This is a genomic window from Nitrospirota bacterium, assembly GCA_040755395.1.
Classification (GTDB): Bacteria; Nitrospirota; Nitrospiria; order Nitrospirales; family Nitrospiraceae; genus DATLZU01.
On sequence record JBFMAX010000009.1, the window covers coordinates 135,748 to 149,784 of the forward strand.

Annotated in this window: 10 protein-coding genes; all 10 read right to left on the reverse strand. The window is 63.3% G+C overall.

The genetic code is table 11. The annotated features are described in order from the left end of the window. Positions 1 to 22: 22 nt before the first annotated feature. The 10 genes from asnB to AB1555_13885 all read right to left on the reverse strand — a co-directional run bounded on the left by asnB (position 23) and on the right by AB1555_13885 (position 12,571). Positions 23 to 1,957 carry an asparagine synthase (glutamine-hydrolyzing) gene (gene asnB, locus AB1555_13840; GenBank protein MEW6247774.1) on the reverse strand — a complete coding sequence of 645 codons (1,935 nt, stop codon included), beginning with the start codon at positions 1,955 to 1,957 and terminating at the stop codon, positions 23 to 25. Next, entirely contained in the window at positions 1,958 to 3,067 is a 1,110-nt protein-coding gene (locus AB1555_13845; protein ID MEW6247775.1) for a glycosyltransferase, read from the reverse strand. A gap of 159 nt (positions 3,068 to 3,226) precedes the next feature. Beyond that, positions 3,227 to 4,558: a glycosyltransferase family 4 protein gene (locus AB1555_13850; protein ID MEW6247776.1), complete on the reverse strand. Its 1,332-nt coding sequence runs from the start codon at positions 4,556 to 4,558 to the stop codon at positions 3,227 to 3,229. Next, positions 4,549 to 6,090 (reverse strand): flippase, encoded by a 1,542-nt coding sequence (locus AB1555_13855; GenBank protein ID MEW6247777.1) that lies wholly within the window; start codon positions 6,088 to 6,090, stop codon positions 4,549 to 4,551. Before AB1555_13855 ends, AB1555_13850 begins: the two co-directional genes overlap by 10 nt. Positions 6,091 to 6,108: 18 nt before the next feature. Continuing rightward, positions 6,109 to 7,248 (reverse strand): family 10 glycosylhydrolase, encoded by a 1,140-nt coding sequence (locus tag AB1555_13860; GenBank protein ID MEW6247778.1) that lies wholly within the window; start codon positions 7,246 to 7,248, stop codon positions 6,109 to 6,111. After that, on the reverse strand, positions 7,245 to 8,609 hold the full coding sequence (locus AB1555_13865; GenBank protein MEW6247779.1) for a hypothetical protein: 1,365 nt from the start codon (positions 8,607 to 8,609) through the stop codon (positions 7,245 to 7,247). Before AB1555_13865 ends, AB1555_13860 begins: the two co-directional genes overlap by 4 nt. Continuing rightward, on the reverse strand, positions 8,606 to 9,235 hold the full coding sequence (locus AB1555_13870; protein MEW6247780.1) for a hypothetical protein: 630 nt from the start codon (positions 9,233 to 9,235) through the stop codon (positions 8,606 to 8,608). The genes AB1555_13865 and AB1555_13870 overlap by 4 nt, the downstream gene beginning before the upstream one ends. Before the next feature lie 216 nt (positions 9,236 to 9,451). Then, on the reverse strand, positions 9,452 to 10,093 hold the full coding sequence (locus AB1555_13875; GenBank protein MEW6247781.1) for a hypothetical protein: 642 nt from the start codon (positions 10,091 to 10,093) through the stop codon (positions 9,452 to 9,454). 72 nt (positions 10,094 to 10,165) lie between these two features. After that, positions 10,166 to 11,677, reverse strand: coding sequence for a hypothetical protein (locus AB1555_13880; GenBank protein MEW6247782.1), 1,512 nt, complete (start codon positions 11,675 to 11,677; stop codon positions 10,166 to 10,168). Positions 11,678 to 11,821: 144 nt separating this feature from the next. Then, the gene (locus AB1555_13885; GenBank protein MEW6247783.1) at positions 11,822 to 12,571 is read right to left on the reverse strand and encodes a VPLPA-CTERM sorting domain-containing protein; all 750 of its coding nucleotides are present in this window, start codon (positions 12,569 to 12,571) and stop codon (positions 11,822 to 11,824) included. Positions 12,572 to 14,037: the final 1,466 nt, after the last annotated feature.

Genomic DNA, 14,037 nt, shown 5'->3' on the forward strand with positions numbered 1-14,037 from the left:
TTAAGCCTTGATTAAGGATGTGTTAAAAGGATGCGCCGGGTTCTCGGGTGGCGGAGTCGCGGGGCGTCTCTTCGAACCAGCAGGCGTGCCACAGGACGAGATTGAGGAGATTCCAGATCTTGAAGCTGTTGAAGCGCTTGCGCCGCCGGTGGCGGTCAAAGAGCCGTTCGATGAACGGACGGTTGAACCGCTCGGCGACCAGCGGGCTGCCGAGAATCCGTTCGCGCGCGAACCGCGTCACCGCGTCGCTCAACATGGTCGTGGCGGAGCCGCAAAATCCCTGTTTGCTCCGGAAAATCACCTCGTCCGGGATGAGGCCGCGGGCCGCCTGCTTCAGGAGATACTTCCCCTCTCCGTCGCGGAACTTGAGGGCAGCGGGGATCCGCAGCGCGAACTCCACGACGTCCTCATCCAGAAACGGCACGCGCGCCTCGACGGAGCAGGCCATGCTCATCTTATCCACGCGCATCAAGAGCAGTTCCGGAAGTCGGTTCCGCAATTCGAGCGCGAGGATGCGATCCAGCAGTTCCCGGTCCTTGAACGGCGACGCCAGGTCGCCGATGAGCCGTCCGGAGGAGCGAGGCATCAGCCGCTCAGGCTTGAGCAAGCCGCGCTTTTCACAGTCCCAAAAGGCGACGGCGTTTCCGAGAAACGGGGGTTCCTCGTCGGCCGCCCGTCGGAGGGCATCCGCGTACTCGGCGGGCAGGAAACCTTCGAGAATCGCGTGGGCGAGTCGGCGCAGCGGGCGCGGCAGACGCTGGTACGGCCGGTAGGCGGCCCGTTCCCACCGGGCGAAGGCGTGGTACATCGAATAGCCGGCGAACAGTTCGTCGCTGCCCTCTCCCACCTGAACCACCGGGGTCCCGGACTCTCGCGCCAGCTTCGCCAGGTAGTACAGCGGCACGCAGACCGGATCGGCCAGCGGCTCGTCCTGGTGATAAGCCATGCGCGGTAGGAACTCGATGAAGTCCCGATCGTCGATGACGATCTCGTGATGGTTCGCGCCAAACCGTTGCGCGATGAATCGGGCGTGGGCGAACTCGTTCGATGGGTCGTCCTGGATGCCGATGGAGTACGTCTCGACGGGTCGGTCCAGGAGTTCGGCCATGAGCGCCACATTCAGCGAGGAATCGACCCCGCCGCTCAAGAACGCGCCGAACGGCACGTCGGAGACCATCCGGCGCGCCACCGCCTGCCGCAGCAGGCGGCGGAGTTCGTCCATGTAATCGCGTTCGGGAATCGCCGGGTCGTGCGGCGCGAACCGGGCCGGATCCCAGAACCGGCGCTGATGCACCCGGCCACGGCGATCGACGACAAGATAGGTCCCGCTCTCCAGCTTGGCGACGTCGTCGAAAAAGGTCCGCGGCGCCGGCGCGTTGGCGAACGTCAGGTAGTGAAAGAGGGCCTCGTCGTCGATGGCCGGTTTCGCGTCGGGATGCGCCAGGATCGCCTTGATCTCCGACGCGAAGATCAGGCCGCCGGGCCGGCGCGAATAATAGAGCGGCTTGACGCCGAGCGGATCTCGAACCAATGTGAGCGTTCTCTCCATAGCGTCGAAGAGGGCGAACGCGTACATGCCTCGCAGGCGAGCCAGGCATCCGTCGAGGCCCCACTCCCGGACGCCGTAGAGGATCACCTCCGTGTCCGTCTGCGAGCGGAACGCGTAGCGCCCGGTCGCCAGGAGTTCGTTCCGGATCTCCCGATAGTTGAAGATTTCGCCGTTGAATGCGATCCACAACGAGCCGTCGGCCGTCGCCATCGGTTGCCGGCCAGACGGCGACAGGTCGATGATCGACAGCCGGCGATGACCGAGCCCGACGAACAGATCGCGATCCCGATGCGTGAACAAGCCGGCGTCGTCCGGACCCCGCCTGATCATGCGATCGCGCATGGCGAGGATGACGGCGTCCGGAACCACCTCTCCGCGCCAATCGAAGATGCCGACCACGCCGCACATTCAATTCTCCCGATGCGGCGCGCCGGCCGCCCCCGGGACCGGCCGGGGCAACCGGGCCTGGGCGATTTGCGAGAGCCAGCCGAGAAATTCCGACGACCGGGGAACGCCCGGCGGCTTGTCCGGCGAGCCGAGGAAGCGCAAGACCGCCCGCATGATGGAGCGTGGCGACTCGGGATCGAAGGTTTCGCGGGGAACCGCCACGTCCCGCACATAATCCCGTTCCGCGGCGATGATCGGCACGTTCAAGGCGCCGGCTTCCAGGAGGGGCAACGCGAAGGATTCGCTCAAGGATGGAAAGATGAGCGCGCCGATCGAACGGTAGAATTCCGCAATCCCCTCATGGGGCAGGGCGTCGAGATTCGTCACCCGAACGCCGCAATCCCGCTTGACCTCCTCGATGTATCGGGCCAGCCGCGCATCCATGGCCTCCGGCACGGTCAGCGCCAGCGTGGGAGTCAGCCCCTGTTCCGCCAGCAAGACGAAGGCCTCGAGGAGTCGCCGATGGTTCTTGTGCGGCCAGGGAAGAGAAAGGTAGCCGAAATCCCAACGGGGCGACGGCCGCTCCGAGGGGACATCGCCGGAAACGGCCGGCGGGTCGAAAAACGGGCCCAGCGCAATACGTTCCCGGCGGATGGGCGTGCGTGCGAGCAGGCGGTCCCGCATGCTGGGCGTCTGCACGAAGAACAGGTGGCTATGGTCCAAGGTCAATCGGAACCAGGCCCGCTGAAACCAGATCGGGAAACGGCGAGGCCAGGACAAACGGACGCCGGGGTCGGTGCCGGCGACGTAGGTGTTCTGGACATAGGTCACGACGAAGCCTTTGGTCCGAAAGAGCGGCGGCACGTTCGCGAGACACAGGACCACATCATCCTCCTGCGCCGTGGCGGCCAGGAGCCGTTCCGCCCGGAGCCAGCTGCGGAGTGTAGGGTCGACCGTCGCGAGCACGGTGGCTTCGGACCCACGGATATAGTCTTCCTCGAAACGCCGGTCCCGCACGACCATGACCTGGGAGAAATCCTCCCGGTGATCGCGCAACCCGCGGAGCAGACCGAGCAACAGCGACTTGCCGCCGCCCGCGTACATGAACGGCGCATGGATGATCAGCCTCATGGCGTGTAGTCTCGTCGTCGGTCGATCAGGGAGATACTGCGGACGCCGTCTCTATAAAAGATAGTTGTCATGGGCCTTCGGGCCGCCCCGTAGGATGCAAATCGCCCCCTCCCCGAGACCCTCCCCATTTGAAAAGGGGGAGGAGAGGGTGGGGTGAAGCTACGGGTTGTTCGCTATTTGCTGCTGGGCTTTTTCAAAGCAGCGATCAGCCGTCTGTGTCCGTCTCGACGCCAACAGCTCCTGCATGACCTCTCCGAGGGGTACCGACGTCCGGCCGTATTCGCGGGTGGCGGCCACACAAGCCTCTTGGGCGCCCCGTCCGAGCCGCAGCGCGACCTCGATACCTCTGGCTAGAGCTTGGGAAGTCCGATGCTCCACCAACGCGCCGTTGATGCCGTCGCGGATGACGAGCGGCGCGACGCCGACGCGGGTGGCCACCACCGGCGTCCCGCAGGCCAGTGCCTCGAGAACAGTCAAGCCCACACTTTCACGTTCGGACGCCGCGACGCACACGTCGGCGGCGTTGTACCAGCGCAGCAACTCGTCATGCGGGATCTTCCCGGCGAACACGACCCGCTCGGAGACACCCCGTTCGGAGACTTGCGCCCGGAGTGCGCCTTCTTCCTCGCCGTTGCCCACGATCGCCAACTGCAGATCCGGGTGATCCCGAGTTGCCGCGGTGAAGGCGTCCAGAATCAGGTGGACGCCCTTGAGGCGACTCAGCCGGCCGACGTAGAGCACGACGCGCATATCCGCCTGCAGGCCGAGACAGGCCCGCAGGTGCGGCGTGCGCGCGGAGCGCAGTGGCTTGAAGACCTCCGGATCCACGGTGAGGGGCGAGAGGCGGAAATCCTTCGCTCGCGCGGGCCACCGGGTCGTATAGAGTCGATAACATTCCTCATCGATGCACAGCACGCGATCGGCCCGTTCGATGAGCATCGCGATGACCCGCCGATAGAGACCGAGAACAATCCTCGTCCTCGCGAACCGATACCGGGAGCACAGAGCTCCGGCTTCCTCCACCCCGTGGACGGTGTAGACGACGAGGTGCCGCTTCGGCAGGACGAGGGGCAGCAGTTCCGGAGCATGGAGGTACACCAGGTCGAACGACCGGTCGAGCAGGCGCCGGCCGCGCACAAGGCAGGCCCAAAAGGTGCGCGCCCGCAAGGGAAGCCGCGGCCGGCGGTGATCCAAATCCTCCACCGGCACGCGATATAGGGGAATGAACGGATAGATTTCCCCGTTGATCGTGCGGGAAGACACGAGGCCTACCGGTTCCTCCGGCTTCCAGGTCAGCCCGAACAAGACCACTTCGAAACGTGATGGCTCGATCTGGGAAAGCAGACGTTTCACCGCGGTCAGCATCCCGCCGGTCGGCCGCTCGTCGAAATCGCTCGGCAGCACCACCGCGATGCGCGGGCGCCTCCCGGGCCGAACACCCGCGGCCTCGCTCGTTTCACACGCATCGACAACCGATGCCGTCAATTCCATACCGATGCCTCCCCTTTCAGCAGCGATCGGAGGGCCGCTTTGTCGTGCGGATCCAATCCCAAGAGACCCAGCAGGCCGAGGTACAGGCACCCGGCCGCGACGGCCAGCACGGGATCGTAGATCGGCTCGAGCAGCGGCTTGGTCGCCGCTAAGGCAACAGCCATTGCCGCTCCGGCCACCGCCTGTTTGACCAGTCCCCAGGAGAACGGATGAATATGATACCGGCCCCAGACCTGAATCGTTCGCACAACAACAGTCAGGATCAAGGTTCCTCCGGCCGCCACCGCTCCTCCGAGCAGACCCCACCGCGGAACCAGCAGCGCCGCAGCCACCATGAGGCCGATCCCCAAGGCGATGGTATTGATCAGCGCCAGACGCGAATGCCCCCCCATGAGCAGCACCACGTTGGCGGTTCCCGCAGCGCCGTAGATCACGTGCCCGACGGTCAGCACGATGAGCGGGATGGCGCCGGTGACATAAGCAGGCCCGAACAGCGCGAGGATGTCCGCGGAAAAGGTCATCACGCACACCGCGATCGGCACCGTCACCAGCCAGGTCAACCGCGAGACCGATTGAAACGTGTGGGCCAGACCGGACCGGTTTGCTCGGACCAAGGCGCGGCCGATCACCGGGGCGAAAACGGTCTCGAACGCGCTGAGCACCAGGGCCAGGATCGCAGCGGTCTGGAACGCGGCCGAGTAAATGCCGACGTCGGTCGCTCCTTTCCAGAAACCCAGCAGGAACACATCCGCGCGCGGCGCCAGCGCGTTGAAGGCGGTTGCCGCGGTCAACGGCAGACAGAACGCCCACAGCTTGCGAAGCTCGCCCCCGTGCGGGACCGCATGATCCTGCGACCGTTCGATCGCTCCGGCGACGGCGAAAGCGCTTGCCGCAACGCTGACAGCCAGCGTCAGTCCCACGGCGCTCAGGACCCCGGAGAGCCCCCACCCCAGCCCCAGGAACGCACCGGCCAGCACAAACTTGCCGCTCGGCTCCCAGCCGTAGCGAATCGCGACCAGGGGGCCGAACCGGTGGAGGGCTTGCAGGGCCGCAAAAAGAACGGAGCCGACTGCCGCGAACGGCAGGGCGGCGCCGAAGAACCGCAGGACCGGAACCAGTTCAGGTTCGCGATACAGGGAGAGCGAGAGCGGTCCGGCAAGGACGACGACGAACAGACCGGCCGCAAGGCCGCCGAGGCCCGTCACGGCGACAGCCTGAAGAATCGTCCGGGCAACCAGGCTCCTGCGCCCGAGCTGTATCTGCTCTGAAACGAACTTCACGACCCCCGTGTCCAGGCCCAGGACCGCGATCAGGCTCAGCGCTTGAAACAGGGCGAGGCCCAGCGAGTACAGTCCGAAGGATGAGGGACCGAGGCGGCGTGCGAGATACATGCCGAAGGCGTAGCTCAAGCCGCTTCCGAAGGCCGAAGCCAGCAGGATCACGCCGCCCGCCCGGGCGACCCTGCGGACATCCTCGACCGCGACGGAGTCGGCTTCCCCTCGTGCGCCGGCCGCGACGATGACCGTAGACATGATGAGCCTGCTGCCTCCTCAGCGGACGCTGAGCCCTTCGGGCCGCGGCAACGCGAACGGGCCCGATCGCAGCGCGCGCACCTGCTCGTCCGACAACATCGTGTACAGATAGACGCCGACGCCGGTGTCGGGCCAGCGCCGCTGGATCATCGAGACCGTCTCGGCCAACCATCGGCCGTCCCGAGGCGCGTGGCTCTGACCCGAACGCAGTTCCGTATGATCGGTGACGTTGGCGATCAACAGGGTGAGGGCGTCGGGTTCCCGCAACCGGGCGCGGATGGAATCCGTCAACCGCACGTCGATCGTCCGGTAGTAGTCCATGCGGAACAGCGTATCCACCAATCCTCGATTGACCCACTCGACGGCGTCCTGTCCCTGCTCCGGTCCGGCCACGTCCGGAATGGCGTCGACGCTGATGACAAGACCGGGCTTGAGGCTGCGAATCCGGTGGGAAATGGCGGAGACGAGCGAGGTCACGGCCGTCTTCTGGTACTCGACCAGGGTCGGCGCGAGCCGAGGCGTCACGTTCACGATCAGCGAGTCGGCGGAAAGGCTTCTCCCGTATTTCGCAAAATAGTCCCGCTTGCAAAACTCCGTGTCGCAGAGCTTGACGGCGCGCACGTAGTCGAGGTTGACACCGTCCAGATCGTATCGGCCGGCGACCTCGCCGATCAGATCGGCCATCCATCGATGGAAGCGTTCATTATGGACGTCGAACGCGCCTTCCTCCTCTCCGCCCGCTGACGGCAGGGCCAATTCCGGATGCAGATCGGCCTGCCGGAGGACGACCGTGAACCACGCATGCACTTCGATGCCCATGGCATGGGCAGCGGCGACAAGATGCCGGAGCGGATCGCTCCCGGCGCGCGAAACGCCGTTCACCCGCGGGTCCCACGGCGCATACTGCGACGGCCAGGTCGTGCCCCGGCCGTGCCAGACGTTCGGCGCGTAGACGTTGAACCCCGCCGCCTTGACGCGAGCGAGGGTGCGGGCCGCGCCTTCCGGAGTCGTCCATCCCGTGCTTTCGTCGAAGATCACCCGCTTTCCCGCGAAGCGGCCGCGCGCTTCGGCCGCGGACTGAAGCAGGCACACGACGCAGACCGAGCCGGCAAGGAGCGCGAACAATACCCGAACCGTCTTGACAGGCCAGCCGATCATGGCGAGAGCAACGGAAATCGCCGCCCGGATCGAGCGCCGACCGGAACGAGCGGTTCGTAGCGGGACGGCGCAGCAGTAGCGTCAGGGTCGGCTTCCGCCTTGGCATCCGTCGAGGCCGGGCGCTCCTGGGTGCGACGGGCGAAACTGAGCCCGACCATGCCCCAAACGAACCATTGGTAGCCGGGGTACGCGCTGGGCACCAAGCCGACCGCGTCCACCAGCCACATGGTAAAGAGCATCAGAGCCCCCACTGACAAGGGGTCGGTCGCGCGCCGCAGGTCGCCCAGAATGCGGGCGCCGATGGCGAGAAGTAACCAGACATAGATAACGAGCCCCAGCGCGCCCCCATGGAACAGGATCTGGAGGTAATCGTTGTGCGCGCCGATGGCGACTTTCCCGCTGCCGAAGAGCTTGGCCGCCCAGTGAAAGCGCTCCCATTCGGCGAGCATCTCCTGCCACCCGTACCAACGGCCGGCGAAGGTCCTCGTCTTTTCGACGGCGCCGCTCAGGAAGCCGAGTTCTTTCTGATAAATCTGAAAGATGTCAGCGATCAATCCGTCGCCGTACCAGAATGCGAACACACCGCCGACTGCGGCGACAAGCGCTAGGGCCACATACTGTCTGCGAAGCAACGTCCAGCAGGCGGTCCAGGTCGCCAGGGTAAAGATGCCGGACTTGCTGTACGTCTTGAGCAGCACCGCGGTCGTCAAGCCGGTGTAAATCCAGGTCAGGAGCACGCCCGGAACATTGGTCCGCTTGGCGTACATGGCCCCGTACACCAAGACTGCGAAGATGGTTTGCAGGGCATAGACCCGGAGACTCACGGCGTCGTGCCAGAGGCCGATGTTTCGGATCACCCCTTCGCTCTGTTCGAAGCGCCACACCGTTCCCGTCGCGAGCTGGTAGAGCCCGACGGCGACCGGGAAGAGTCCGGCCGCGGCCAGCCCGAGAAGCAGTCCCTTCACCCGGGCATCGCTCTGAAAAAATCGTTGGAGCATGTAGAAACCCACCAGCCCGTTGAGATGCCGCAACAACACCTCCGCGCCTTCGCGAAGCCCTTGGTTGTACGCGATGAGTCCGGAAAAGAAACACACATCGGCTGCATAGAGCATCCAGATTCCCTTGAGCGGCATGCGGCTCAGCCTCCCCTCCTCGTCGGAGAAGAGCAGATGTCCGGCGATCACCAGCGGCACGAGCGCCGCGGTCAGTTCGGTGAGCCTGAAATCGAGCAACACCGCCTGATCGAAGGTGGCGTCGATGAACGGCTTCGCCACGAAGACCAGCGGAATGCCGATGACCGGGCTCACCACGAGGGTGAGGACCGATACACAGAAGAGCGCGGTGGCTGCGTACAGGATCATCGGCCGATCACCCCGTGGCCCCCGTTTCTCCGGCGCCTCATCAGCACAACGGCATAGACCGCGAGCCCGCTTGTGAAGAGAACCAGGCCGGCCGGGATCGGGACCTCGGCCAACACCGCCTTGCCCTGCAGCGTGAAGGTCGCCGACCGGAGGAACGGCCGGTCGTCGAACAGATGGTCCCAGCCGATGCAAAAAGCGGCCGTCTCGGGGTCGAAACTGCCGGTGGCCACGCCCCCGATGTTCCAGGCCTTCAGATGATCACCGCGGGAGATCCCGAAAAACAGCGAGGTCACATCGACGGTGATCCGGGATCCGTCGATCATGGCCGAAGGCGGCGGAGCGCCCTGCACTCCGCTGGTAAACAGCGAAATCGTGAACGGACCACGAGTCATCGGTGGAAAGATATCGGGCGCCGGTTGGTACCGTCCCATGAGCAGGGTGCCGTTCTGGTCAAGGACTCGACTCAGGGTGCGGCCGAAGAAGCCCACCCCGACATTCAACTCGACGCTTCCGCCCGTCAAGTCGAGCTGGGTGACGACCATGGCCTGGGCCGGGACCGCATCGAGACCTAAGAGGGTCACGAGCACGCTCGCACTGAACCAACGGGTGGTGAATGTGGGGCGCATGGTCGATTCTCCTTTCAAAAAACAGCGATGCCCGGACGCAGACACAGCCGTCCAGGCGTGGGATCATGCGAAATAAATCCAGCAGTTGCGTCGGCTCAGGTTGATCCCGAGCTAACGCGCACAACCCGACACGGTGCTCCGCCACACCCAAGTCGAGCCGGCACTGAATATTCCCGCGTAGAGACTCTCCGCGGAGTCTCGTCTGTTCGAACGGATCTAACCCTTGCTCTTCGCGTACCTCCTGAGCCGTTCGATCCCAAGTCCGGCCAGTCCGCCGCCGAAGAGCACAGCGGTAGCCGGGAGCGGCACCGGCGCGAATCCGTCATGGGGATTGACCGCCACGGTCAGCGTAAACCTGGGGTCAAAAAACGGGTGAAAGCCATTCCCGTCCAAATCCCACTCCAAGACCAGCTTGTTGTAATAGGTGAACGGCACGACCGGGTTCTCGGAAAGGGACGCGTCGATCGGGAAGAAATACAATTGATCGGCGTAATCGGCCGGGTTGGAGAGATTGAAAATCGTCCCGGTCGAATGCTGCTTGAGAGCGAAATCGATCAACGTCCCTCCCGCGAACGCGTGAGTCCCGACCCACGAACCGGCAGGTGACAAGGACAGACTGAACGGCACGAACCCGGCGTCCTCGAGATAGCCGAAGGCATACCCGCCGAGCGGCAACGTCGCATCGATGTTGAACGTCTTGACGTGAGGATTGCTGTCGATCCCGTCGATCGCCAGGACCAGACCGGGACCGTCCACACGCAAGGGATCGAGCCCGGTCGCCGCCGCGGGCGTGTAACTCCAGAACCATGCGGCCGACGCCAGCGCGGCCGCCAGCATGGTGCTCCACCGTACCATCATAGCGTCCTTCCCTATCCCGTCGCGGGGACGGGGGCCGAGCCCCGTCCCCGACGGTCTCGCCTGCGCGCAACGTTACGGCAGGTTGTTGTTCGTGTTGATGCACGGCAGCATCGAGGCCTGCGCCGCAAGACTCTTCCACTGCACCGGCCCTTTGTCCTGGTTCTTGGTCACCCGCATTTCCTGCGGCGACACCCAGAAATTGCCGACGTTAGGCAGGTTGTTGATCACCTGCGCGCTCTCCACCTGAGCGAGATAGGCATTCACGAGCGCAGCCTGGTTACCGACGGGCGGATTGTTCTCGCGGGTATTGAAGGCTTCGAACACCCAGTACTGGTGCTTGCCGCAGCGGACGTTCTCCTTTTCGTTACCCGCGTAGAGCGCTTCCGTCCGGCGGGCCCGTCCGCCGTCCACCGACACGATATAGCCAGCCGCAGGATTCAGCGTGGCGGCCTGCTCCGCTTCCATATAGCCGATGGCGGTCGGGTGGGGCGGGCGCGCACCCGGGTGGGGGAACGGATCGTTCGTCGGGATCGTGGGATTCGGATTCCCCTGGATGCAGTCGCGGAGGTCGTTGTTGGAAATCCCGAAATAGGTCTTCGGCGCATCGGCGAGCGTCAGATCGAACGTGCCGCTGTTGGGCGGCGACGCGCCGGTATGCTCGCTCGCATCTTTCAAGAGCGTCTGGTCGAGCGCGGCCTTAGTACCTGATCCGGCTCGACGCGCGCAGATCACGACCGGCGACGGGTTGTCGCAGATCCCGTCGTTATTCACATCGGCGCACAGCCCGTTCAGTTGGCGCCAGTCCGTGACGTTGCGCGAAAGCAATGCTTCGACCTGCATTTGCGTCAAATTGTCCACGGGACCGAGCACCTGGCCGGTGACGGGGTTCGCCTTCTTTACCGCGGCGCCCAGCACGATCTCGAACGGCACCACGACCGGCCGCGTCGTCGTGATCCCGACCATCGAGCGCGGACCGCTGTTGATGGTTCCTTCGATCACACCGCCGGACCAGCCGGTGGACACCTGGCCAAAGGAGCTCCCGTCTACATCCGCCACGCCAAGCGTCACGTCCTCCGCGCCCGGCTGGCCGGGGTTCGGTGAGAACTGCGTGCAGTTGGGGAAGAACTGTCGCGTATGCCCGGCGGCGTCCGTTTGATTGAATGGCGCGCCGCAGAAGGCCGGGTTTTCTAGCACATAGACTTGCTGAGCACCGGCGGTCCCGGGGTTGTTCCGGATCTTGTCGATGCCGTCGCTCGAACCCGTCGACTGATAGCGGATGATGACCGTCCCGGGCAGGCTCAAGTTCGGGTTCGTCGCTTCGCAGACCCATGTGACGAACTTAGAATCGGCGATGGTCCCCTTATCGATGAAGACACGCGGAGCCTGCGATCCGGGCACGACTTCCGGGGCTCCGGCGGGACCGGTCGGGTTGTTGCAGAGCAGAACCGGCACTTCCTCGACGAACGGCTTGGCGGCCGAGGCGCCGGCGATGTTCATCACTGTCTGGGCTTCGGCCGACAAGGCCAGGCCCAGAACCGGGAGCAGCCCGGTCACTGCGGCAATCGCTTTCCTGCTTGATTTCATGGATTCATCTCCTTATATGGTGATCCTACGACGCTGCGTTGTCGCTGAAACCGCCGAACGTCGGGGATGCGTGGTTTGCGGCCGGCCACGGCACGGGGGATTCGGTTCCCTCACGCAAGCCGCGCATCCCTTTCTCTGATCCGGTTACGCCGCCTGCGTTCGAGCCAGAGACCGGCGAGCGATACCGACCAGACCGATCAAACCCGTCCCGAAGAGCACAACGGCGGCCGGAATCGGCACCACCGCCGGATTTCCCAGGAACAGAGTCGCGCCGCCGTCGACGGCCAACAAGAAGGCATTGCCCATCCGCGTGTACTCCTGGGTAAACTGGTCGTACATGTGGATGAACAGCTCGTTGCCGAAGGCGCTCTCGATGTTGAATCCCATGGTCCCGCCAAGTCGGCCGGCCGTGCCGAACGTGCTGCTGAACGAATGGGAAGCGCCTTTATTGACGAAGGCCGGATTGGTCGTTCCGGTATTGATAGGTTGGCCCAACAAGCCCTGCCACCCGAAGAACAGATCGGCGGCGTTGTCGGGGAACGAGTTGCCCAGTTGCGTCGCCGTGGGAGTCGCCGTGGATGCGCCGAACTTGAACGCGCCGGCAAGCGGGTCATATGACACGAGCGTATAGCGCACCCCAGTGGTGGCTCCTGTCTGCAAGGTCGCCAGATCGGTACCGCTGATCGTAAACGACGCGGCGGCGCCGGGAGCGAGCAATGCATTGCTGTCCCCCAGATTCCAATACATCTCCGTATCGCCTCCGTACACGATCAGGCCGAGCTGCCCGTTCGGAAAACTCACCGCCTGCGCCTGACCAGAAAACCCGACGACTGCGACGGCTGCGGCGGCCAGTCCGGTCAGAACCCGCCTCAGCGTTCTTCTGTGTCGTTTCATGGAAACCCTCCTCGATCGATGTGAAAAACACACGTTCCCTGCATCTATTCATTCCTGTTTCGACTCCGTGTCGCTGTCGCTGCGCCCGACCGCAGTCCGGCGCTTCCCACCACCTCCTTCCTTTTTAGCCTCTTCCTGGTTCCACCTTTCCCCATTTGTCGTTCGATCCGGCACGGGACAATCGGTGATGTGACCGCGCCTCTTATCGCCTGTGCTTGTTAAATTTTGCTGAGGGTTGTTGTTAACAGGGCGTAAATTATTTTCGACGGTCGAGGCCGGCGGGCAAATTCAGTGCCACTAAAGGCCCGTGGTTCGCCCTCTCATTCCCCCCTGTCGGGAGAGGGCGGCGGAAAAGGGGAATACCCCGACGGATCAGTACAACAAACTCTCGTAGTGGATCGCTAGGACGGAGGAAAGAACTTCATGCCGGGAGTGCAGGTCCATGCCCGGCACGGGAGGACCTGGGTCAGCTTGGAAGGGAGCGTCGATGGAGGATTGATCGAAGAGAAGGCTGGCGGACAATCTTTCGGGGCGGCGTCACCGCGCTTTCGGCTGTTTACAGAAGCGCGTCCCCGTAGCCCTCTACTCGGCCACCCACTCTTTGTGGATGTTGAGAGGATCGAAAAGAAGAAAATCAAAATGTCTCCTTCGCTTATTCTTGAATCTCAAAGGAGGCACTTCAATCGGATGCCCCTCTTTCTTCAGCCCATCGATGACTAACGTGAAGGGCTGATGTGGGTCAATTGTTTTGGTATCAAACATCAACCCAGCAGCGCTTCTGCAGAGATGGAGATTGGGCTCATTGAGCCATTCAGACTCTTCTCGTCAAGAAGTGTTTTGCTGAGGTTTGAATTGTTTCGCATGTCCGTGATAAGCAGGGGCTGGTGTAACCTGTTGCGAGAAACCTGTCACCCTGTTTGGTCTCCAAAGCAACACGCTTCGGGTCAAAACTGATCTCTCCACTTTCGGGCGACAGAGACATCAAAAGCCAGAAATGAGCATGACTTTCAGAATACCAGAGGGGAATGATAGGCACTAATGGGCTCATAACTCCAAACACCTTGCCGTTTACCGGAACAATTTGGATCGTCACCGACTCCAAAGCAAGCTTTGTTGGATCTCTACTTGTCGGGAACGTTCCTCATGTGTCAGTTGCCATGCAAGAGTTTTCTTCATCTGGGTATGTCCTCTGGGGGATTTAAGGTAATCCAGTTCCACAGATAAACCCCCTTCCAATGGCACGGTGCAGTGACCATAAACCCCTTTGCGGAGAGTTTTTTTCAACTTCTGTTCCTACCAGCCGTGACAGGGTACCCTGAGTCAGCTCAAGCCCCGAGGGGAGCAAGAAAAGGGGTCGGGAGTCGATTCCTGACAGGAGGCCCGCGATTTCCGCAGGAGCGCATCCGGGCTCTCTCGTCCATGCGTGGCCGCTGGTGCTCTCGTCTATCATGTCATGCGTAACGAAA